This is a genomic window from Amycolatopsis sp. CA-230715, assembly GCF_018736145.1.
Lineage (GTDB): Bacteria > Actinomycetota > Actinomycetes > Mycobacteriales > Pseudonocardiaceae > Amycolatopsis.
In genome coordinates this window covers 5,401,471-5,420,672 of the sequence record NZ_CP059997.1, presented here as the reverse complement: position 1 = coordinate 5,420,672, position 19,202 = coordinate 5,401,471, and the positions used below count along the sequence as shown (strand labels likewise).

Annotated in this window: 22 protein-coding genes and 1 pseudogene; 10 read left to right on the top strand and 13 right to left on the bottom strand. The window is 68.0% G+C overall.

Going from position 1 to position 19,202, the window contains the following annotated elements:
• Positions 1-26: 26 nt before the first annotated feature.
• Entirely contained in the window at positions 27-416 is a 390-nt protein-coding gene (locus HUW46_RS26205; protein ID WP_254126642.1) for a VOC family protein, read from the top strand.
• On the opposite strand, the gene HUW46_RS26200 is transcribed toward HUW46_RS26205, so the two are convergent.
• The 6 genes and pseudogenes from HUW46_RS26200 to HUW46_RS26175 all read right to left on the bottom strand — a co-directional run bounded on the left by HUW46_RS26200 (position 413) and on the right by HUW46_RS26175 (position 5,089).
• Positions 413-811 carry an SgcJ/EcaC family oxidoreductase gene (locus HUW46_RS26200; RefSeq protein WP_215541461.1) on the bottom strand — a complete coding sequence of 133 codons (399 nt, stop codon included), beginning with the start codon at positions 809-811 and terminating at the stop codon, positions 413-415. The genes HUW46_RS26205 and HUW46_RS26200 overlap by 4 nt on opposite strands.
• Positions 801-1,502, bottom strand: coding sequence for a TetR/AcrR family transcriptional regulator (locus HUW46_RS26195; RefSeq protein ID WP_215541460.1), 702 nt, complete (start codon positions 1,500-1,502; stop codon positions 801-803). The genes HUW46_RS26200 and HUW46_RS26195 overlap by 11 nt, the downstream gene beginning before the upstream one ends.
• A 55-nt stretch (positions 1,503-1,557) precedes the next feature.
• Complete coding sequence (locus HUW46_RS26190; RefSeq protein ID WP_215541459.1) at positions 1,558-2,772, bottom strand: amidohydrolase; 1,215 nt, start codon at positions 2,770-2,772, stop codon at positions 1,558-1,560.
• A gap of 49 nt (positions 2,773-2,821) precedes the next feature.
• Positions 2,822-3,361, bottom strand: coding sequence for a DUF6879 family protein (locus tag HUW46_RS26185; RefSeq protein ID WP_215541458.1), 540 nt, complete (start codon positions 3,359-3,361; stop codon positions 2,822-2,824).
• A 172-nt stretch (positions 3,362-3,533) separates the two neighbouring features.
• Positions 3,534-3,968: pseudogene (locus HUW46_RS26180) on the bottom strand (phosphotransferase); the annotation flags it as partial.
• A 113-nt stretch (positions 3,969-4,081) separates the two neighbouring features.
• Positions 4,082-5,089: a hypothetical protein gene (locus HUW46_RS26175; RefSeq protein ID WP_215541457.1), complete on the bottom strand. Its 1,008-nt coding sequence runs from the start codon at positions 5,087-5,089 to the stop codon at positions 4,082-4,084.
• A gap of 563 nt (positions 5,090-5,652) precedes the next feature.
• Here HUW46_RS26175 and HUW46_RS26170 point away from each other — a divergent pair.
• From HUW46_RS26170 to HUW46_RS26150, 5 genes are all read left to right on the top strand, one after another.
• A complete protein-coding gene (locus tag HUW46_RS26170) occupies positions 5,653-6,765 on the top strand; it encodes a methyltransferase domain-containing protein (RefSeq protein ID WP_215541456.1) in 1,113 nt (370 codons plus the stop codon).
• A gap of 301 nt (positions 6,766-7,066) precedes the next feature.
• Entirely contained in the window at positions 7,067-7,582 is a 516-nt protein-coding gene (locus HUW46_RS26165; protein ID WP_215541455.1) for a DUF4232 domain-containing protein, read from the top strand.
• A 25-nt stretch (positions 7,583-7,607) separates the two neighbouring features.
• Positions 7,608-8,147, top strand: coding sequence for a DUF4232 domain-containing protein (locus HUW46_RS26160; RefSeq protein WP_215541454.1), 540 nt, complete (start codon positions 7,608-7,610; stop codon positions 8,145-8,147).
• Between the two features lie 118 nt (positions 8,148-8,265).
• The gene (locus tag HUW46_RS26155; protein WP_215541453.1) at positions 8,266-9,141 is read left to right on the top strand and encodes a GNAT family N-acetyltransferase; all 876 of its coding nucleotides are present in this window, start codon (positions 8,266-8,268) and stop codon (positions 9,139-9,141) included.
• Positions 9,142-9,170: 29 nt separating this feature from the next.
• Positions 9,171-9,983 (top strand): DUF6159 family protein, encoded by an 813-nt coding sequence (locus HUW46_RS26150; RefSeq protein ID WP_215541452.1) that lies wholly within the window; start codon positions 9,171-9,173, stop codon positions 9,981-9,983.
• Here the strand turns inward: HUW46_RS26150 and HUW46_RS26145 are convergent.
• Positions 9,908-10,567 (bottom strand): DUF2306 domain-containing protein, encoded by a 660-nt coding sequence (locus HUW46_RS26145; RefSeq protein ID WP_215541451.1) that lies wholly within the window; start codon positions 10,565-10,567, stop codon positions 9,908-9,910. The genes HUW46_RS26150 and HUW46_RS26145 overlap by 76 nt on opposite strands.
• Positions 10,568-10,710: 143 nt before the next feature.
• On the opposite strand from HUW46_RS26145, the gene HUW46_RS26140 reads away from it, so the two are divergent.
• The gene (locus tag HUW46_RS26140; RefSeq protein ID WP_215541450.1) at positions 10,711-11,427 is read left to right on the top strand and encodes a TetR/AcrR family transcriptional regulator; all 717 of its coding nucleotides are present in this window, start codon (positions 10,711-10,713) and stop codon (positions 11,425-11,427) included.
• Here HUW46_RS26140 and HUW46_RS26135 read toward each other — a convergent pair whose 3' ends face one another.
• A complete protein-coding gene (locus HUW46_RS26135) occupies positions 11,428-11,901 on the bottom strand; it encodes a GNAT family N-acetyltransferase (RefSeq protein WP_254124924.1) in 474 nt (157 codons plus the stop codon). It abuts the gene before it with no gap.
• A 40-nt stretch (positions 11,902-11,941) separates the two neighbouring features.
• On the bottom strand, positions 11,942-12,847 hold the full coding sequence (locus tag HUW46_RS26130) for an aldose 1-epimerase family protein (protein WP_215541449.1): 906 nt from the start codon (positions 12,845-12,847) through the stop codon (positions 11,942-11,944).
• An 87-nt stretch (positions 12,848-12,934) separates the two neighbouring features.
• Here HUW46_RS26130 and HUW46_RS26125 point away from each other — a divergent pair, with 87 nt between their 5' ends.
• Genes HUW46_RS26125 through HUW46_RS26115 form a run of 3 tightly spaced genes read left to right on the top strand, consistent with a single transcriptional unit; the run spans position 12,935 to position 14,769 of the window.
• Positions 12,935-13,513, top strand: coding sequence for a TetR/AcrR family transcriptional regulator (locus HUW46_RS26125; RefSeq protein WP_215541448.1), 579 nt, complete (start codon positions 12,935-12,937; stop codon positions 13,511-13,513).
• Complete coding sequence (locus tag HUW46_RS26120) at positions 13,513-13,935, top strand: pyridoxamine 5'-phosphate oxidase family protein (protein ID WP_215541447.1); 423 nt, start codon at positions 13,513-13,515, stop codon at positions 13,933-13,935. The genes HUW46_RS26125 and HUW46_RS26120 overlap by 1 nt, the downstream gene beginning before the upstream one ends.
• 6 nt (positions 13,936-13,941) lie before the next feature.
• Entirely contained in the window at positions 13,942-14,769 is an 828-nt protein-coding gene (locus tag HUW46_RS26115) for an MBL fold metallo-hydrolase (RefSeq protein WP_215541446.1), read from the top strand.
• A gap of 266 nt (positions 14,770-15,035) precedes the next feature.
• Here the strand turns inward: HUW46_RS26115 and HUW46_RS26110 are convergent, their stop codons facing one another.
• From HUW46_RS26110 to pdxH, 4 genes are all read right to left on the bottom strand, one after another.
• Positions 15,036-16,388, bottom strand: a complete 1,353-nt coding sequence (locus HUW46_RS26110) for an APC family permease (protein WP_215541445.1) — start codon at positions 16,386-16,388, stop codon at positions 15,036-15,038.
• A 44-nt stretch (positions 16,389-16,432) separates the two neighbouring features.
• Positions 16,433-16,975 carry a DUF3558 domain-containing protein gene (locus HUW46_RS26105; protein ID WP_215541444.1) on the bottom strand — a complete coding sequence of 181 codons (543 nt, stop codon included), beginning with the start codon at positions 16,973-16,975 and terminating at the stop codon, positions 16,433-16,435.
• Positions 16,976-17,003: 28 nt separating this feature from the next.
• The gene (locus HUW46_RS26100; RefSeq protein WP_215550121.1) at positions 17,004-18,251 is read right to left on the bottom strand and encodes an MFS transporter; all 1,248 of its coding nucleotides are present in this window, start codon (positions 18,249-18,251) and stop codon (positions 17,004-17,006) included.
• A gap of 141 nt (positions 18,252-18,392) precedes the next feature.
• Entirely contained in the window at positions 18,393-19,073 is a 681-nt protein-coding gene (pdxH, locus tag HUW46_RS26095) for a pyridoxamine 5'-phosphate oxidase (protein ID WP_442860858.1), read from the bottom strand.
• Positions 19,074-19,202: the final 129 nt, after the last annotated feature.

The window sequence follows — 19,202 nt, the reverse complement described above, 5'->3', positions numbered from 1 at the left end:
TGAGCATCCCCCGCTTCCACCTGGCCATGCCGGTCGACGACCTCGCCGCCGCGCGGCGCTTCTACGGCGAAGTCCTCGGCCTCGAGCAGGGCCGCAGTGCCGACACCTGGGTGGACTGGAACCTGCACGGCCACCAGTTCGTCACCCACCTCGCACCGGAACGCCCCAAGCGGATCCACAACCCGGTCGACGGCCACGACGTCCCCGTGCCGCATTTCGGCCTGATCCTGGAAATCCCGGCGTTTCACCGGCTCGCCGACCGCCTGCGCGCGGCGGGCACCGAGTTCGTCATCGAGCCCTACGTGCGGTTCGAAAGCGAACCGGGCGAGCAGTGGACGATGTTCCTGCTGGACCCGGCGGGGAACGCGCTGGAGTTCAAGGCGTTCGCCGACGATTCCCAGGTTTTCGCCGCCTAAGCGTAGATTTCCCGCGCCCGCTGGCTCATTTCCGTGTTCTGGAAAGCGGCGCACTGCCATTGCCCGGTTTCTGCGCGGCGCAAGGTGTAGGTCTGGAACTTGTCGTAAGCGATCTTTTCGCCGGTTCCGATACCACCGACGGTGACCACGACCGCGGAATCGTCGTCGACCTGGTTCACCTTGATCGGGGTGACGACCATGCGAGTCCCCCGCTGCCATTTCGTGAACACGTCGTGGTGGCTCCGCTCGATCTCCGCCCTGCCGAACATGGCGTCCCCGAGGAAGATCACGTACGAAGCGTCCTCTGTGAACTGCTCGCCGTAGGTGCGCGCGTCGCCGTCGTCCCATGCCTTCCGGACGCGATCGAGAAATGCGTCGACGGTGTCAGTGGTCATTTTTCTTCTCCGTAGGATTTTGGTCGGGAACGGGCACGGAAATCGTGCCGCTCAGCAGTACGTCGTAGCCCCATCGCCATCGGGAACCGTGACCGGACAGCAAGGGTTCGCTCAGTGCGGCGATATTCGGGTAGTCCGCGGCGTCGGCGGTCCGGACGGCTTGGACGAGCGCGTGGTGATCGGCGCCGGTCCGGGATTCCGCCCACCTCGTGCCCTGTTCGGTCGCCGTGGTGGTCGCGAACTGCAGCAGCAGGTCCACGGCCCAGGCCGCGCGGGCGGGCTCGACACCGCCCTCCAGCAGCAGCGCGAGCACACCGTCGACCAGCGCGAGGTACCGCGGTCCGCTGAGGCGCGTGACCAGCGCGAGCCTCGCCAGGCTCGGCTGGGCCGCCAGCACGTCGATGTAGGAGAGCAGGACGCTCCACAGCCGGTCCCGCCAGTCGCTGGATGCCGCGACCGGGGCCAGGTCGATCCCGGCGAGCAGGTCGTCGAGGAGTGCGGCGTGCAGTTCCTGGACGTCCCGCACATAGACGTAGAGGGACATCGGGCCGGTGTCGAGTTCCTTGGCCAGGCGGCGCATGGTCACGCGTTCCAGCCCTTCGGCCCGCAGGATCGCCGCCGCGGTGGCGACGATCGCGTCCCGCGAAAGCGCGGGCTTGGCAGGCCGTTCACGACGACTGACTGGGGTCATGGGAACGACGATAGACCGCGACGTACGCGTACGTCAAGTACGCGTACGTCGCGGCCTAATTCTCCTGGTAGAGGCGGCTTTCGACCACGCCTTCGTTCCTCGTTTCGTCGAACCGGTAGACCTCGCGTCCCGAAACGAAAACGCGCAGCGCGCGGTTCATCACGTCGAGCGGGTCGCCTGACCAGAGGACGACATCGGCGTCGAGGCCGGGTTTGAGCGCGCCGACCCGGTGCTCGAGGCCCAGCATCGCGGCCGGGTTCACGGTGAGCGCGCGTAACGCGGTCTCCGGCTCCAAGCCGTCCTTCACCGACAACGCGGCCTGGTGGATGAGGAAGTTGATCGGCACCGCGGGATGATCCGTGGTGATCGCGATGCGCACCCCGGCGCGCGCGAGGATGCCGGGCGCGCGCAGGGTGAGGTTGCGCAGTTCGACCTTGTGGCGGGCGATGAACAGCGGCCCGATGATCACCGGCACGTCCCGCTCGGCGAGCAGATCGGCGATCAGGTGGCCTTCGGTGCCGTGGTTGATCACCAGCCGGTAGCCGAACTCGTCGGCGAGGCGGATCGCGGTGACCATGTCGTCGGCGCGGTGCACGTGCTGGTCCCACGCCAGTTCCCCGTCGAGCACCTTGACCAGCGTCTCCATGGTCAGATCGGTGTCGAAGGGCTTGTTCCCGGCGCGTGCGTGCTCGCGGCGGGCCCGGTAGTTGCGCGCCTTCGTGAACGCCTCGCGGATGACCGCGGCCACACCGAGCCTCGTCGAAGGGAGCTGGTTCTTCTCGCCGTAGATCCTTTTCGGGTTCTCGCCGAGCGCGCTCTTCACGCTCACCGCTTCCGCGAACACGGCGTCGAGCGCGGTGCGGCCCCAGGTCTTCAGCGCGACGGTCTGCCCTCCGATCGGGTTGCCGGATCCCGGTTTGATCACCACGCTGGTGACCCCGCCGGACAACGCGTCGTCGAAACCGGCCTCGTAGGGGTCGATCCCGTCGATCGCGCGGAACCGGGCACCGTTCGGATCGGTCATCTCGTTGACGTCGTCGCCCGACCAGCCCTCGCCCTCCTCGGACACCCCGAGATGCGCGTGCGCGTCGATGAACCCGGGCAGGACCCACGCCCCGGCCGCGTCGACCAGCTCGGCGTCGTCGGGAACGTCCACATCGGCCTCGGCGCCGACCGCGACGATCCTGCCGTCCTCGACCAGCACCGTCCCGCCGTCGACCGGATCCCCGTCGACCGGAACCACGTACCCACCCACGATCGCGATCATCATGAGGGCACGCTAGCGAACGAACCGGCTCATCCGCCTCTCCACTGCTGGCTCAGACCGGCTCGTACCGATGATGGGGCACCGACAGCTTCCACACCGCCTCGAACGCGACGCGGCACAGCCGCACGTCGCCGGGATCGGTAGAGGTGATCTTGTCCACCGCCAAGCCGTTTCCCGCGTAGATGAGGAAAACGGCCAAGCGGTCGTCGAACAAGTAGAAGTCGTTTCCGGGTATGGCGATGGAAGACAGCAGGCGACGCGGAACCCAGCGAATGTCTTCCCCTGCCTCGACCATGGGATGGGCGATGCTGTGGGACCACCGCTGGTAGTCGCTGAGCGGTTCCGAAACAATGCGCGCGCGACGGACGTTCTTCCCCGCTCTCACGTGCTCTCGAAGTGTGGAACACCATCCTTGCAACCACCGGAGATCATCCTCTTCGCCCGCGGCCCATTGCGCCATGTGCGGCAGCTCGACCGCGGTACCGTAGGCATCCCTGGTTTCGAGGTGCACCGCTTCGTGCGCGAAACCGGTGAGCAGGTTCTCGAATTCTTCGTCCGTGATCGATGCCATCAAAACGCCTTCCAGGTCCATGGTTTCGGCTCCTGACCGCGCAAGCACGCGATGCGGTGCCGCAGCTCACGCGCGGCACCGTCGTCAGTGGATGCCTTCGCAGCGACGAACGAGATCCAGCGCAACTCCTTAACTGAGACGTTTCGAGATCGAGCAGGATCGGTTCGCCGCCTCGCGGCACAGCGATGTTCCCCTGCCACGCGTCGCCGTGCACGACAGTCCAACGTGGATGATCAAGCTCGGCGTAGCGCGCCCGCAATTCGGCCAAGTGCTCGGTGAGCCAGGTCCGCGCCGAAGCGTCGAACGCGGTCGAAGCACCGAGCCGCTCGACGGTTCTGGTCACCGGGTCGAGCAAGGGGAGTTCGAATTCCATCGGTGCGGGGACGGCGTGCAACTCGGCCAGCGCGGCACCGAGTTCTTCGGGTGTGCCTAGACAGTGCTCCGGGATGAACGTCCACCACGTGACCGGCCGGTCGCCGACGACCACCGGCGGAAGATCGGGTACGGCCGCCACGACTCGGATCCCGGCCTCGGCCAACCACCGAGAAACCCCGACTTCGCGCTCGGCTTCCCTTGCCGTTCCCGGTTTCCCGATCCTCGCGACGATATCGCCGGTGACCTGGTACATCACGTTGCTGCCGTCACGGATCAACCGGGCACTCGTAGCAGGCAAGCCGACTTTCGCTGCCGCGGTGACGAGAATGCCGTGGGGCGTACATGCGACCCTGCCGCAATTCTCGGTCATGCCTTGAAGTGATACTTGCGCAACTCCGACTTGCGCACGGACGGCTGCACCCAGTTCAGCTCCCAGATGTCACTGTCCACCGCGAACTCCCTGTCGAACCCGACCCATCTGCCGCGCATGGTCTTGCCCATCGGATCGATGGCCACCTGGATCGCGCCGTGATAAACGGAGCCACGGTAGTACCCGACCAGCGACGTGCGTTCAGACCAGACCCCCGTCGCGACCGAGCCGTTCAAGGTCAGGTCCAACCGCAGCTTGGAGCCGTTCTCCGCGGGGACGCTTTCACCGAAGAACCGGTCGCCCTGGTGGCGCATCGCCAGGTAGTGCTCACCGCTGAACACACTCGCCCGCCCAGTGCTGGTGTAGGAGTACCTGCTGTGCCAGATGCCGGACAGGTCACCATCCGCGGCCTCAACCACGTGGGGTCGGCCGCCATCCCGGTCGGTGAGCGCTGGAGATGACGAAGCCAATGCGAGTGCCGCGCTGAGTTTCAACAAGACTTCTCGGCCGTTCGGCCCGATGGCGCTGTCTACAACTCGATCCGCCGCGATACGTGCCAATTCGTGCACATCTGTTGTTTCTGCCTCCGACAACAGGCCACCGAACTCGTCCGACCTGGAAAGGTCCTTGCGCACCTCTCGGAAAGCGGGATCGGTTGACCGGAAGTCCGCGCAATCGCTGACCAAATCCGCGACACTGCATTCGTACAGCTCGGCCAGTTTGGCCAACACCCCCAAAGACGGCGCGTGTCCGGTGGCGCCTGGCCAAAGCTCCCAGTACGAGAAGTTCTTGAAGGTCTTCGGATCGGCTGGCCACTTGGCGTTCCACCGGTCGGCGGCGTCCCGCTGACTCCAGTCGTGCACCATGCGAAGCGCGGCACGCACGTTCACGCCGTACCGATCGCAGAACACCGACGCGATCTCGACCCAGCTCTTCTGCCGCGCACGCAGGTCCGCGACCAGCTTCCGCTGTTCCTGTCGGATGCTCCTGACCGCCGATGGCATGGCCTCTCCCCTCTGGCGGGTAAGAACCGTAACGCTCCCGCCTGGCAATGCAGAACGTACCGGTCGAACCGGGATCCATCGTCCCGCAAGATCACCGTCGCTCGGGGTGTCCAGAGGTTCCGAACTGCGGTTTTGTGGACATCGCGGCCGAGCGGGTTTCCGCCCGCCCCCAGGGAAAGGAGACCGTTCGTGTTGTGGGTTCTGCTGGTCATGGGGGCCGTGCTGGTGGCGTCCGTCGCCGTTGCGCTGGTGCTGGACAGAACTTCCGTCGGACTCCGGCTTTACATCCGTTGGCTGAACAAGCACCGGCCCGTGGGACGTAGCCGATGACTGCTAATCCGGTCGCGAAGCAAGAAGCCGTTCGATGGCTCGACGTGCTGTGCGGTACCGCCAAGACTGTCGTTGTATCGACTCGATGGGAAACACGGAAATCGGAGGTTGGGAATCATGGTGACTCGCACACGGAAACCAGGTAACGACAAGCACAGCGGAGACAGCGACTCGCAGACGGACCACCTCGGCAAGGGGTCGGATGGCCATACCGTCGAGAGCGGCGACGACAAGTGACGACAGCCCGCATCGACGCTCTGATAGACGAACTGCGCTCGGCCGGAAATCTCCCGGCCGAGTTCGGCTCGCTCCTCCACGAAGTGCCAAGAGAGAAGTTCGTCCCGGCCCGAGCATGGCGCGGAGACACGAGCGCGCCGATCGACCGCGTGTCCGACCCCGGCGAGTGGTCCGAAGTCGTCTACTCGAACACACAGATCGTGATCCAGTTCGACGACGGAGCCGCGGAGTGGCCGGACGTGGGCCGCCTGCCCACCTGTTCGAACTCGATGCCCTCAGTCGTGCTCGGGATGTTCGACGCACTGGGAGCCCGGAAAGGCGAACAGGTTCTCGAGATCGGCACAGGCACCGGGTGGACTGGTGCGATGCTGGGGCGCATCGTCGGCCCGGAGGGCCGGGTCGTGAGTATGGAGATCGACCATCAGCTCGCCGGGCAGGCTCGGGAGCGAATCGACCGCGCCGGGTTCCACCAAGTCCGGGTCCTCCAGGGCGACGGGGCCGCCGGGGCCCCGGAACTCGCCCCGTTCCATCGGGTCATCTCCACGATGGCCGTTCAGCTCGGCCGAGTTCCCTACGCCTGGGTGAAGCAGACGAAACCGGGCGGCACGATCGTCACCCCCGTGCGCGCCGACCTCTCCTCCGGCCCGCTCGTGCGGTTCACCGTGCACGGCGACGGCACCGCCACCGGCCGCATGCTGCCGATGGGCGTCGGGTTCATGGAACACCGGCTCGACCGCGCGGCGGTCACGGCCGGGGAGGCACACGACTGGGAGGACGAGTCCGCCGATCGGAAGACGACCAAGACGAAACCATGGCTGATGCTCTCGGATTTCGTTTCCAGATGGGCGCTCGCCGTAGCACTCCCGTCGTGCCGTTACGACATGGAGGAAGGCAGGCTTGCGTGGCTGGCCGACCCGCTCACGGGGTCATGGGCCACCATCGTCCCGTCTTCCGAAGAGGGCCAGTTCCTGGTGCGCCAGAAGGGAATCCGCCGTCTATGGGACGAGGCCGAAACCGCCTACCGCTGGTGGATCGGCGCGGGGCAACCCACGGGGCTGAATTGGCTGTGGACCATCACCCCGGACCGTCAAACGATCGAGATCGCCTGAGCCTCCGCGCCCTGGCTGGACCTCAGCATCTATCACCCCAGGAATGTGCATGAGCTGGTACATCGACCGCGACGGCCGGATCTGGCCGCTCGACGATCCGCCTCGGGTGCCGTGGTGGATCGAGCCGGATATCGAAGAAACCCAAGACCTGGTTGAGGACTGACCTTTCCGACGTGTGGGGCCGCGCGGGGTTGCGTTCGTGGGAGCCATCCCACCGGGACGCATCCCCGAGCGCCTCGTGGGCATCTTTCCCAGTGAGAGCCACGACGGCGAAAAGATCACCACAGGGAGGGTTCGCACCATGAACCGCACGATGAAGCGCACCGCCGCCGCCACGATCGCGGGAGGCGTCCTCGCCGGGGGCATGCTGCTGGCCACCGGGTCCGCGAGCGCGATGCCGTCCGATACGCCCTGCGGCGCCTCGGACGTGAACATCGGCGTCACGCCGGATCCGACGCACGCTTCGGGCCACGAGGCGTATCTGATCACTTACACGGCCGCGTCCCCGGACACGAACTGCAAGCTCCAGGGCATCCCGACCGGCGTCAGCTTCAACGGTGACGGCCAGCCGGTCGACATCTCGGTCGTCCCGGAGCCCGCCTCGGGCGGCGCGGGCCCGGTCAACCTCCGCGCCGGGCATCCCGCCGAGTCGCGCTTCATCCAGGCCGCGCACGAGGCGCCGGTGCCCCAGATCCCGGTCTCGGTCACCTTCAATTTGCCGACCGGGCCCGACGGCCAGCCGGTTTCCGTCGCCTGGCCGGAGGGACAGCCGCTGAAGGGCACCGAGGTCCAGACCACCGCCGTCAGCGCGAGCTGAGCCGGAACCACCAGGGAGGAATGTCATGCACATCAAGCGAATCGCCATCGGTGCTGCCGCAGCGGGAGTGCTCGCGCTCACCGCTTTCGGGTCCGTCGCGAACGCGGCTGCGTCCACTTCGGACACCGCTTCGCCCCGGTGCGGCAGCGGTGACCTGTCGGTGTCGCTCGGCGCGCCGATCCAGCACCCGGACACGCCAGGGCAGGTCGACGTGCCGATGACGTACACGAACACCTCGTCGCACAACTGCGGCCTCTACGGCGTTCCCGGCGCGGACCTGGTCGGCCCGGACGACCCGAACGGCGCCGTCTACCACCTGCCGCGCATCGACAACGGCGCGCCGGTCAACGAGGTCTCGCCCGGCCGGACCGCGACCGCGACGATCACGGTGCTGACCCCCGCGCCGGGCCAGCCCGCCTGGACGCCGACGACGGTCAACACCATTCCGCCCGGCCAGACGGCGCCGCTGACCGCCGCGTGGCCGTCGGATCTGCCGGTGCTGCGCCAGGACGGGGCCACGCACCCCGGCACCTACGTCAACGGGATCCTCGCCGACCCGGCGTGACCCGAGTACCTCGCCCCTGCCGTGGAAAACCGCGGCAGGGGCACAACCATGCGAAAACCACGCGCGGTTTCGCGGTCCGTGCGGCATCATGCCCGCGAACCGACGGAAGGAACCGCCCTTGACCATTCACCTCACCGCGCTCGCCGATCTCGAAGAGCGCGCGTCCAGCCACCGGCTCGCCTGGCTCGCTTCCGACGACGACGGCACCCCGCTCGGCTCCGCGTTCCTGCGGCTGTTCACCAACGACGGCCAGCGGCACCTCGCCGAGGTCGACGTCAGGGTGCACCCCGCCGAACGACGCCGCGGAGTCGGAAAAGCGCTACTGGACGCGGCGCTCGAAGCGGCCACTGTGGACGGACGCCGGGCCGTCATGGCCGAAACCGAGCCGGGCACCGACGGCGCGCGGTTCCTGTCCGAACGCGACTTCCGGAAGGTGCTGACGCTGATCTTCACCCGGCTGTCGCTGGCGGACGCGCACCCCGAAAGCAAGCCCTGTGCGGGATACCGGCTGGTTTCCTGGGACGGTGAGGTGCCCTCGGAGCTGGCCGAAACCTTCGCGGAATCGCGCCGCGCGATGGACGACATGCCGATGGGCGAGGTCGACTACGGCAGGGTCGACTGGGACGTCGAGCAGGTCAAGGCGATCGCGAAAGCGGTCGAGAAGCGCGGCGAGCTGCTGCACACGGTGGCCGCGGTGCACGAAGAAACCGGGGCGATCGCCGGGTTCACCGAACTGACCGTGCCCGGCACGCGGACCGGCGACGGTCAGAACTACGGCACCGGCGTGCTGCCGGGGCACCGCGGCCACGGCCTCGGCCACTGGATGAAGGCCGAAGCGATCCGGCTGGTCCGCGAGCGGCATCCCGAGGTCACGGGACTGCTGACCGACACCGCCGAGGACAACACTCCGATGCGCCGCGTCAACGAGGCGCTCGGCTACGTAACGGTCCGCACAACGGCGCGATACCAACGAAAGCTGGGCGAGATCGGATAAGCCGACGCCCTCTCGACTGGGGAGATCGAATGGGGTACTGGTCGCGCGCGTTCGCGATGCTCAGGCTGTCCACCGGGCTACTCCGCCGCCACGGCAGGCTCGCGGTGTTCCCGGTGCTCGCCGCGCTGACGATGCTGATCGTGGCGGCGGCCTTCCTCACGCCCGCGATCTTCACCGCGCAGCGCGACGGCATCGGCTCGGGTTCGATCATCCTCGCGGTGGCGTGCTACCTCACGACCGCGATGGTCAGCACTTCGTTTCGCGCGGCGCTGATCACCCAGGCGGATGTCGCGCTTCGCGGCGGGCGGCCGCGGGTCGGCGCCGGATTCGCCGAGGCGGGCAGGCGCTGGGGCAAGCTGTTCGCCTACTCGACGTTTTCGGCGACCGGATCCGTGCTGATCGGCCTGATCGACTCCTCCGTCGAAGTGGCAGGCGTGCTGTTTCGCGGCGTGGCAGGCATCGCGTGGCGAGTACTCAACTACCTGTTCATCCCGATCCTCGTACTCGAAGACACCAGGATCCGCGACACTCCGAGGCGCGCGGGTGAGCTGCTCCGGCGCACCTGGGGCGAGAACATTTCGGGCCAGGTCGGCCTCGAACTGCTCACCACGCTCGTCGGTCTCGGTGGGATCGGGGCGATCCTCGGTACCGGCGCCGCGATCGGCGGACTGCCCACTTTGTACGTCTGCAGTGGACTGTCCTGCGCTTGGCTCGTGCTGGTAGGGGTATTCGCGTCCGCGTTGAGCGGGGTCTACCAGACGGTGCTCTACCGGTACGCCGCCGACGGCACGGTCCCCGACTCGGTCGACGAGGACGAGTTGCGCGCGGTCTTCACCGGCTGAGCACGACGCCGCAGGTACCACTCGACGACAGCGAGGTTGACGAAGAGCCCGAGCCACGCGCCCGAGCCCGCGATGTCGTGGATGATCGCGCGCGTGTCGCCCTGGTAGGCGGGGCCGTCGGCCTGCAGGAGCACGAGCGGGATCACGACCGCGCCCCACATCCGCGACGCGTGCACGGCAACCGTGACCGCGTAGTTGCGGATCATCCACGCGCGGTGGTCGCGGAACCGGCGCGACCGCGCGGCACGCAGCCCGGCGACACCCGTGACCGCCCACATCACGAGCATCGCGACCAGCGCGCTCACATTGGACATCCCGCTTTCGCTCGCCAGCACCACCGGCACCGTCAGGACCATCGCCGGGAAGACTCCGGCATAGAAGTACATCCGCCCGACCCACCGGTGCGCGCGCGGACAGATTCGCCGCAGCCACGGCCAGAACTGCGCCAGCCCGGCGACCGTGGCGATCGTGCCGAACCCGATGTGGCCCACCAGCAGCCAGTAGCGCACCGGGTCCCCTTGCACGTCGACCCTGCTGGTGGCCAGGTCCGGGGGAAGGTACGCCGACACCATGTACCCGGTCATGCCCAGGACCACCGCCACTGGGAAGAGCCATCGTGTTCTCATCGAACCCCCCGTTTGTTTATAAAAGAAACTATGTCAGATAAACTAATGGTCCGCAAACAGCGATGACTAACCTGGGGCCGACGACCGGCGGACGGAGGCGGATGACCAGGCAGGACGAGGTGCCCGCGGAGCTGCGCAGGCTCTGGGGCCTGTCCGAGCCCGCGCGCCTGGGCAGGCGTGCGGAGCTGGACGTGACCAGCGTCGTGGCGGCCGCGATCGAACTCGCCGACCGCGACGGCCTCGCCGGGGTGACCCTGCCGAAGGTCGCGAAGGCGCTGGGTTTCACCAGCATGTCGCTTTACCGGTACGTCGGCTCGAAGGACGAACTGCTCGTCTTGATGCGCGACGCCGGGCTCGGCGCGCCGCCGCCCATCGACACCTCACGGTGGCGGGACGGCCTCCGCGCGTGGGCGGACGCCCAGCGCGACGTCTACGCGCGCCGCCCCTGGCTCATCGGGATCCCGCTGTCCGGTCCACCGTCGGGCCCCCACGAGATCGCCTGGATGGAGGTCGCGCTGGCGTCGCTGGCCAGGACCGGGCTCGGCTGGATGGAGAAGGTCGGCGTGCTCGGCGTCCTCGGCGGATACGTGCGCCATTCCGTGCAGCTCTCGCACGAGATGGCGGAGGGCAGGGGCGAGCAGAGCCAGGCGAGCGCGGAACGCGAGTACGGACGCGCGCTGGCCGGCCTGGTCACCGCCGAGCGCTTCCCGGAAACGGCCAAGCTCTTCGGCTCGGCCGCCTTCGAGACACCGGCGACCGACGATTACGCGTTCGGGCTCGGCATGATCCTCGACGGGATCGCCGCGGCCCTGCGCTGATCAGCCTTCGAGGACCTTCTCGAGGTACACCACGTCGTACCCGGACTGCGGAATCCGGTGCGTCTCCTGGTATCCGAGCCGCGCGTAGAGCTTGAGTTGGTGCTCTGCCGCGGATCCGGTAGACATCCGCGCCCGGCGCGCCGCAGCGGGAAAGCGCGCTTCGGCCGCCGTCAGCAGGCCGCTCCCGAAGCCTTCGCCCTGGCGGTCCGGCGCGACCATCAGGCGCGCGATCCACACCGCGTCACCGTCGTCCCTGATCCGGACGCAGGCCACCAAGCGTCCCTCTTCGCGGATGCCCCACACCGACCACATCGGATCGTCGAAGACCGCCCGCACTTCGTCGAGGGTCTCGGTCGCCGGGGGCAGGTCGAGATCGCGGTGGGCCCGCAGTTCGCTGACGATCGCGGCGCGCTGCAAGCTCATCAGCTCGCCGGCGTCGGCGGCGGTGAGGACGATCGGTTCTCGGTGGGACACGGGGAAAGTATACCGTCCACTTCGGAACGAACGGGCAGCGTCAGTGCACGCGGACACCCCACGAACCGGTCCACGAGGTGCCCGGTTCGAGTCCGATGAGGTCGGTGCCGGAGTTGAGCGCGTCGGCGGGGCAGGTCATCGGCTCGATCGCGACCGCGCGGCCGCGCCCGACGAGATCGTCCGGGGTGAACACCTGGACCCAGCCGAAATCGGGGCCCGTCCAGACTTCCAGCGTGCGGTCCTCGTGCGACAGGTAGTGCCGGTGCACGCCGTCGTCGCCGGTCGCGATGCCGCCGAACGCGGTGTCGAGATCGACGCCGCCGAGCAGGCGCCCTTCGCGGAAGTCGTACTCGGTGCCTTCGACGTCCTGTTCGTCGCCGTAGGGCAGTTGCTCGTCGGCGTCGAAGGGGCGGACGCGGGTGGCGGCCAGTGTCAGCGTCAGCTCGTCGGTCGGCACCTCGCCGATCCGGAAGTACGGGTGCGTCCCGACGCCGACGCCGATCGCCCGCTCACCCTCGTTGCGGATCTCGTGCGTGACGGTCAGCTCGCGCGGCGCCAGGTCGTAGGTGATCGTGGCGTGCAGCGGCACCGGCCAGCCCGGCTCGCCGTCGATGCCGATCTCGAAGGTGATCGAGGATTCGGCGTGCTCGACGAGCTGCCACTCCTTGTGCCTGGTCAGACCGTGGATCGCGTTGCCGCGGGCCGCTTCGGTCACTTCGAGGTGCTGCGTTTCGCCGTCGAAGACCCACTCGGCGCCCTTCGTGCGGTTCGGCCACGGCAGCAAGACCTGCCCCGCGCCCTTCGGCGGATTCGCGTCCGCGTCGAACTCCTCGACGTATCCGACGCCGCCGATCTCGAAGGCGCGCAGGCCGGCACCGATCTCGGTGACGACGGCGCGAGCGGAGCCGCGGGTGATCTCGAACTGCTCTCCGGTGGGATTGGCCATGGCCGCGAATCTACCGATCCCGCCTGGTCCGCGAACGGGGAGGCAAGTTACTAGACCGGTCGTCATAGTTTGGGCTACGGTGGCGTCGTGACGAGGAGGACCGACACCCGGGAGCGCATGCTGCGGACCGCGGCCGAGCTGTTCCGCACCCAGGGCTACCACGCGACCGGGCTCAACCAGCTCGTCACCGAGGGCGGCGCACCGAAGGGCTCGCTGTACTTCCACTTCCCCGGCGGCAAGGAACAGCTCGCCGCGGAGGCGCTGCGCTCGTCGAGCGAGCAGTTCGCCGAGGCGATCGCGGCACTGCTGCGCGATTCGCGGACCGCGGCCGACGCCGTGTCCACTTTGGTCGACTACCTCGCCGCTTCACTGGAGGAGTCTGACTTCCGCCGCGGCTGTCCACTCGCGACGGTCGCATTGGACGCCGCGGACGACAGCGAGCTGATCAGGGTCGCCTGCGGCGACGGGTACCGGCACTGGCAGCAGGTCCTGATCGGTTACCTTGCCGAGCAAGGGATCTCCCGTGAGCGCGCCACCGAGCTGAGCGTCGTCGCGCTCGCCTCGATCGAGGGCGCGCTGCTGTTCGCCAAGACACTGCGCGACGTCTCTCCACTGAGGACGGTCGCGGCACACTTCCGCACCACACTGGAAAAGGAGCTTTTCTGATGGCCCGCAAGATGACCGTGGAAGAGCGCGAGGCGTTCCTCGCGGAGGTTCATGTCGGCGTAGTGGGCGTGGCGCGCGAGGACGGTCGCGCCCCGCTGACCGTGCCGATCTGGTACCTCTACGCCCCCGGCGGCGAACTCGTGATCAACACCGGGAAGGGCTCGTTGAAGCACCGGCTCATCGAAGCCGCGGGCCGGATCAGCCTGTCGGTCCAGGTCGAAACGCCGCCCTACCGGTACGTCACCGTCGAAGGGCCGGTCACCGCCATCACCACGAGTGCCGAAGAGGATCTCGAGGCGGTCGCGCACCGGTATCTCGAGAAGGAGGCCGCGGAAGGGTTCCTCGCCGCGATGGCGGGGGCGGACGAAGTGACCATCCGCGTGCGCCCCGAGCACTGGATCAGCAGCGACTTCCGGGAGTAGCGGCCGATGCGCGTCCACCACCTGAACCTCGGCACGCTGCGTCCGCTCGGCGGGCGGCTCATCGACGGGCAGGGCGGGTACCTGCACCGCGCGGAACTCGTCTGCCACGCGCTGCTGATCGAAACCGGATCCGGGCTGGTGCTCGTGGACACCGGGTTCGGGCACCGGGCGATCACGCGTCCCCGCGACTGGCTCGGCTCCGGGTTCATCGCGTTGACCGGCGCGCGGCCACGTGGCGAGGAAACCGCGCTGGCGCAAGTGAAAGCGCTCGGTTTCGCGCCGGAGGACGTGCGGGACATCGTGCTCACGCATCTCGACCTCGACCACGCCGGTGGCCTCGCCGACTTCCCCGAAGCCACCGTGCACGTCTACGAGCGCGAACACCAGGCGCTCACGCGGCCGAGGAACAGGGTGGAACGCACGCGGTACCGGCAAATCCAGTTCCAGCACGGCCCGCGCTGGCAGACCTACGGCGAGCACGGGGAAAACTGGTTCGGTTTCGACGCGGTCCGCGAACTGAAGGGCCTGCCGCCGGAGATCCTGCTGGTGCCGCTCTCCGGGCACACCGCGGGACACACCGGTGTCGCGGTGGACACCGGCGACGGCTGGCTCCTGCACGCCGGGGACGCCTACTTCTTCCACGGGCAACTCTCGCCGTTCGACCCGCACTGCACCCCGGGACTCGCCACGTTCCAGGTGCTCGTGCAGACGATTTCGGCCGAGCGCAAGGAAAATCTGCGGCGCCTGCGGGCGCTGGCCGCGGAACACCGCGACGACATCCGGATCTTTTCCGCCCACAGCCCGGACGAACTCCGCCTGCTACGCCGAGGATGAGGCTCGGAACGCGAGTCCCCGAAGGATACTCCTATAGATGTCAGGGCTGGCCTTTCAGCCATACCAGCGCCGCGAACTTCGCCCTGGTATGGGCTTCCGCTGTCTCGGCGGGGATCTGCTGATGCCCCGAAGGTGGCTTTCAGGGCATTGAGCGCCCCGAAAGCCACCTTCACGGCATGCGCGTTGTGGCTGGCAGGCGTGCGAGGGGTGAATTTGTGTCGTCTAGCGCCCAAAAGGCCACCTTCGGGGCATGCCTGACCGGAGCCCTAGGTGGAGCTGCTTGAAGTTTCGCGCGCCAGGAGGAAGCGGTTCACCAGCCACAGGAGGAGGCCCGCGGCGAGCAGGATCGCGGCCACCACGTAGTCCCGCACCGGGCGCCCCGAAAGCGGGCTCGCCAGGTAAAGGCAGAAGACGGCGGCCAGCACGGGCACCGCGGTCGGGGTCCTGAAGTGCTTGTGCCCCACCTTTTCCTTGCGCAGCACCAGAACCGCGACGTTGACCACGGCGAACACCACCAGCAGCAGGAGCGCGGTCGTGCCGCCGAGCACGCTGATGTCTACAGTGGACACCAGAATGATGGCGATCAGGCTGGTGAACACGATCGACACCCACGGGGTCCGCCGCCCGCGGTGCACGATCCCGAGCTGCTTCGGGATGATCTTCTCGTTCGCCATGCCGTAGAGGAGCCTGCTCGCCATCAGCATGTTGATCAGCGCCGAGTTGATCACCGCGAACAGGCCGATCCCGGAGAAGATCTCGCGGGGGAAGCCCGGCGCGCCGATGTCGAGCACTTTCAGCAGTGCGTCGCTCTTCGCGGCGGCGAGATCGCCTGGCGGCACCAGCAGCGAAGACGTCAGCGCGACGAGCACGTAGATCGTGGCGGCGATGACCATGCCCCACAGCATCGCCTTGGGGAAGATCCGCACCGGGTCCTTGCACTCCTCGGCCATGTTCACCGAGTCCTCGAACCCGACCATCGCGAAGAACGCCAGCGAGGTCGCCGACGTGACGGCCACCAGCCAGCTGCTGTTGGCGGTGTCGATCTCGACGAGCCTGCCCGCGTCGCCCTTGCCGTTGAGCACCGCCCACGCGCCGACGCCGATGATGATCAGCAGCCCGGACAGCTCGATGAACGTCAGCACCACGTTCGCCTTGACCGACTCGCTGACGCCGCGGAAGTTGATCAGCGCGAGCCCCACCACGAACAGCGGCGCGATGAGCCAGCCCGGCCAGTCGACGAACGAGCGCAGGTAGGTGTTCGAGAACGCGACCGCGGCCGAGGAGGCCGACGTGATGCCGCTGCACATCACGGCGAAGGCCACCATGAAGGTAAAGAACGGCTTCTTGAACGCGCGGTTGGTGTAGAGCGCCGCGCCCGCCGCCTTCGGGTACTTGCCGACGAGTTCGAGGTAGCTGAACGCGGTCATGAACGCCACCACGAACGCGATCAGGAACGGCAGCCACAGCGCGCCGCCGACGCGGGAGGCCACCTGCCCGGTCAGCGCGTACACCCCGGTGCCGATGATGTCGCCCGCGACGAACAGCAACAGCAGCTTCGGGCCCATCACCCGCCGCAGCGCCGGTTCGCCGGTCTCCTCCACCACCGCGCTCTCAGCCATGGCAGGGAAGTCTGCCTCAGCCCCCGGCGCGAGGAAAGTCCTAATCAGACTTTCGAGGAGGCGCGCTTCACGAGTTCGACGAGTTCCTCGCGCTTGACCGTCTCCGGTCCGCTGAACCCGATCAGCACCGGTGTCCCGTTGACCACCTTCGCCGCGGCCGCCACCGCGGACTTGTGCTCCTTGTCGACGTAGTAGGTCGCGTCGGCGACACCGGCGATGTCCTGCGCGCCCGGCTTCTTCGCCTTGAGCCCGTCGATCATCGCCTTCGGCGTGATCGGGTTGCCCTCGTAGGTGGTCACCGCCAGCGCGCCGAGCTTGCGGCCGCCGTCGGCGTAGGAACAGGTGCGGGCGGTGCCGTGGTTCTCGGGCGTGGTCTTCTCCGGCAGCGTCTCGGCGCGCACCTGCTTGACCTTGGTGACGGTGCTGAACTCCTTGTCCGGCAACAGGGAGCACGGCTGCTTGACGTCGGCCTTCACCGGCGCGGCCGCACTGCTCGGCTTGGGCTTTTCGGCGGGCTTTTCACTCCCGCAGGCCGCGGTCAGCATGGCTGCGGTCACGATCAGGGCGAATCCCCACTTTTTACGCATACCAGGACGATACGCGTATATCTTTCGGTCAGGTCGTCTTGGCCCGGTACTTCCAGAACGCCGGGAGCAGCGCGCACGCGACGAGCACGGCCACGATGACCAGCGCGCCGCCGCCCGAAGCCGCGGCGGCCGTGCCGACCCCGGCCGCCGCCCAGCCGTGCGTCATGTCCGCCAGCCGTGGCCCGCCCGCGACCACCACGGTGAACGCGCCCTGCATCCGCCCGCGCATCTCGTCGGTCGCGGCCGTCTGCAGGATCGCCATCCGGTAGACCGCGCTGACCATGTCCGCCATACCGCCGAGCATCAGGAACACGACCGCGAGCCACAGCGAATCGGCCAGCCCGAACCCGATCATCGCCGCGCCCCACGCGCAGATCGCGATCGCGACCGCGACGCCCTGCCTGCGCACCTTGCCGAGCCAGCCGGAGAGCAGGCCGATGACCATCGCGCCGATCGGGATCGCGGCGAACATCCAGCCGAGCGCGATCCCGCCGCCGGGCGGGTCGCCGAAGGTGCGCTCCGCCATCTCCGGGAACAGCGCCCTCGGCATGCCGAACACCATCGCGATGACGTCCACGACGAACGACGCCAGCAGCACCTTCTGCGCGGCCATGTACTTGAAGCCGTCGAGCACGTCGCGGATCCCCGCACGGCGGATCGTGCCGGACAGCGGCGGCATCGCGGGCAGCCGGAACACCGCCCACAGCGTGATGATCAGCGCGATCGTGTCAAGCAGGTACAGCGTGGACAGGCCAAGCACCGGGAGCAGTGCACCGGCGGCCATCGGGCCGAACACCGCGCCGAAGCTGACCACCGTGCTGCCGAGCGCGTTCGCCGCGGGCAGCAGGTTCGACGGCACCAGGCGCGCGATCACCGCGCTGCGGGTGGGCATGTTGACCGCGAAGAACGCCTGGTTGAGACCGAGCAGAGCGAGCACGACCCACACCGAACCGAGGCCGACGAACGCCTGCAGCCACAGCAGCGCCGACACGATCGCGATCCCGACGTTGCCGAACAGCAGCAGCTTGCGCCGGTCGACGGTGTCCGCGATCGCGCCGCCCCAGATGCCGAACACCAGCAGCGGGACCACGGCCACCGCGCCGGTCAAGCCGACGTAGGCCGAGGAATGGGTGATGTCGAAGATCTGCGCCGGTACCGCGACGACGGTGAGCTGGCTACCGAGCGACGTGACCGCCGTCGACACCCACAGCCTGCGGAAGGCCGGAACCTTCAGCGGCCGGATGTCGACGACGACCGAGCTGAGCAGCTTGCGCAGCCCCCGCCGTTTTCCCTCCGGCGAATCGCCGGATTCCTCCTGCTCCTGCCGAGCTGTCCCCAGATCCTTGGTCACAACCCGCGAGCTTAGGCGTGCTAACTATCGGGGTGCAGGTGATTTTCCTCGCCCCGGCGGGAAAGGTCAGGGAGCGACGCGCTCGATCCGCCAGCCGTCCTCGATGCGCACGAAGCGCAGCCTGTCGTGCATGCGGTCCTGGCGGCCCTGCCAGAACTCGACCGTGTCGGGCCGGATGCGCCAGCCGCCCCAGTGCGGCGGGTAGGGCACCTCGTCGACGTCGGAGAACCGGCGTTCGATGCCGTGCAGCGCGTTGTCCAGCGCGCGGCGGCCGTCGACGACGCGGGACTGCGGCGACGCCCACGCGCCGAGCTGCGAGCCGCGCGGACGGGAGGCCCAGTAGGCGGCGGTCTCCTTGACCGACACCTTCTCCACCTCGCCGCGGACGTGCACCTGGCGCTGCAGCGGGTACCAGGGGAAGGTCGCCGACGCGTACCGGGTCACGGTCAGGTCGTGGCTCTTCGCCGAGGTGTAGTTCGTGTAGAAGACGATGCCGCGTTCGTCGAGCCCCTTGCAGAGCACGGTGCGCGAGGACGGGAAGCCGTTCGCGTCGGCGGTGGCGAGCACCATGGCGTTGGGCTCGGGCACGCGCGCGGAAATGGCTTGGTCGAGCCAGCTCTGGAGCTGCTCGGTCCAGGTGGCGGCGAGCGAGGTTTCGTCGAAGGCGTCGCCATCGTAGGCGACCCGCATCCCGGGCAACTGCACGGCCACGTCCGCGTTGCTCGTGTCCGATCGGCTCATCGTCATCGCCAACCTCCGCACCCGGGTAAGGGGCATCGCTGAACTTGGGGGGTGTTATCCCGCCGACGGTAGGGGTTCTTTCCGCGTTGCGAAACCCACTGAACGGTGACTCCCACCACGCCCTCGTTACGCGCT

Excerpts from the sequence above, each read along its gene's own strand:
- HUW46_RS26140 (WP_215541450.1), top strand. The coding sequence starts at position 10,711 with ATGACCAGGCAGGACGAGGTGCCCGCGGAGCTGCGCAGGCTCTGGGGC.
- HUW46_RS26120 (WP_215541447.1), top strand. The coding sequence starts at position 13,513 with ATGGCCCGCAAGATGACCGTGGAAGAGCGCGAGGCGTTCCTCGCGGAG.
- HUW46_RS26105 (WP_215541444.1), bottom strand. The coding sequence starts at position 16,975 with ATGCGTAAAAAGTGGGGATTCGCCCTGATCGTGACCGCAGCCATGCTG.
- pdxH (WP_442860858.1), bottom strand. The coding sequence starts at position 19,073 with ATGACGATGAGCCGATCGGACACGAGCAACGCGGACGTGGCCGTGCAG.
- HUW46_RS26115 (WP_215541446.1), top strand. The coding sequence starts at position 13,942 with ATGCGCGTCCACCACCTGAACCTCGGCACGCTGCGTCCGCTCGGCGGG.
- HUW46_RS26195 (WP_215541460.1), bottom strand. The coding sequence starts at position 1,502 with ATGACCCCAGTCAGTCGTCGTGAACGGCCTGCCAAGCCCGCGCTTTCG.
- HUW46_RS26130 (WP_215541449.1), bottom strand. The coding sequence starts at position 12,847 with ATGGCCAATCCCACCGGAGAGCAGTTCGAGATCACCCGCGGCTCCGCT.
- HUW46_RS26175 (WP_215541457.1), bottom strand. The coding sequence starts at position 5,089 with ATGCCATCGGCGGTCAGGAGCATCCGACAGGAACAGCGGAAGCTGGTC.
- HUW46_RS26205 (WP_254126642.1), top strand. The coding sequence starts at position 27 with ATGCCGGTCGACGACCTCGCCGCCGCGCGGCGCTTCTACGGCGAAGTC.
- HUW46_RS26145 (WP_215541451.1), bottom strand. The coding sequence starts at position 10,567 with ATGACCGGGTACATGGTGTCGGCGTACCTTCCCCCGGACCTGGCCACC.
- HUW46_RS26150 (WP_215541452.1), top strand. The coding sequence starts at position 9,171 with ATGGGGTACTGGTCGCGCGCGTTCGCGATGCTCAGGCTGTCCACCGGG.
- HUW46_RS26160 (WP_215541454.1), top strand. The coding sequence starts at position 7,608 with ATGCACATCAAGCGAATCGCCATCGGTGCTGCCGCAGCGGGAGTGCTC.
- HUW46_RS26185 (WP_215541458.1), bottom strand. The coding sequence starts at position 3,361 with ATGGACCTGGAAGGCGTTTTGATGGCATCGATCACGGACGAAGAATTC.
- HUW46_RS26165 (WP_215541455.1), top strand. The coding sequence starts at position 7,067 with ATGAACCGCACGATGAAGCGCACCGCCGCCGCCACGATCGCGGGAGGC.
- HUW46_RS26200 (WP_215541461.1), bottom strand. The coding sequence starts at position 811 with ATGACCACTGACACCGTCGACGCATTTCTCGATCGCGTCCGGAAGGCA.
- HUW46_RS26190 (WP_215541459.1), bottom strand. The coding sequence starts at position 2,772 with ATGATGATCGCGATCGTGGGTGGGTACGTGGTTCCGGTCGACGGGGAT.
- HUW46_RS26110 (WP_215541445.1), bottom strand. The coding sequence starts at position 16,388 with ATGGCTGAGAGCGCGGTGGTGGAGGAGACCGGCGAACCGGCGCTGCGG.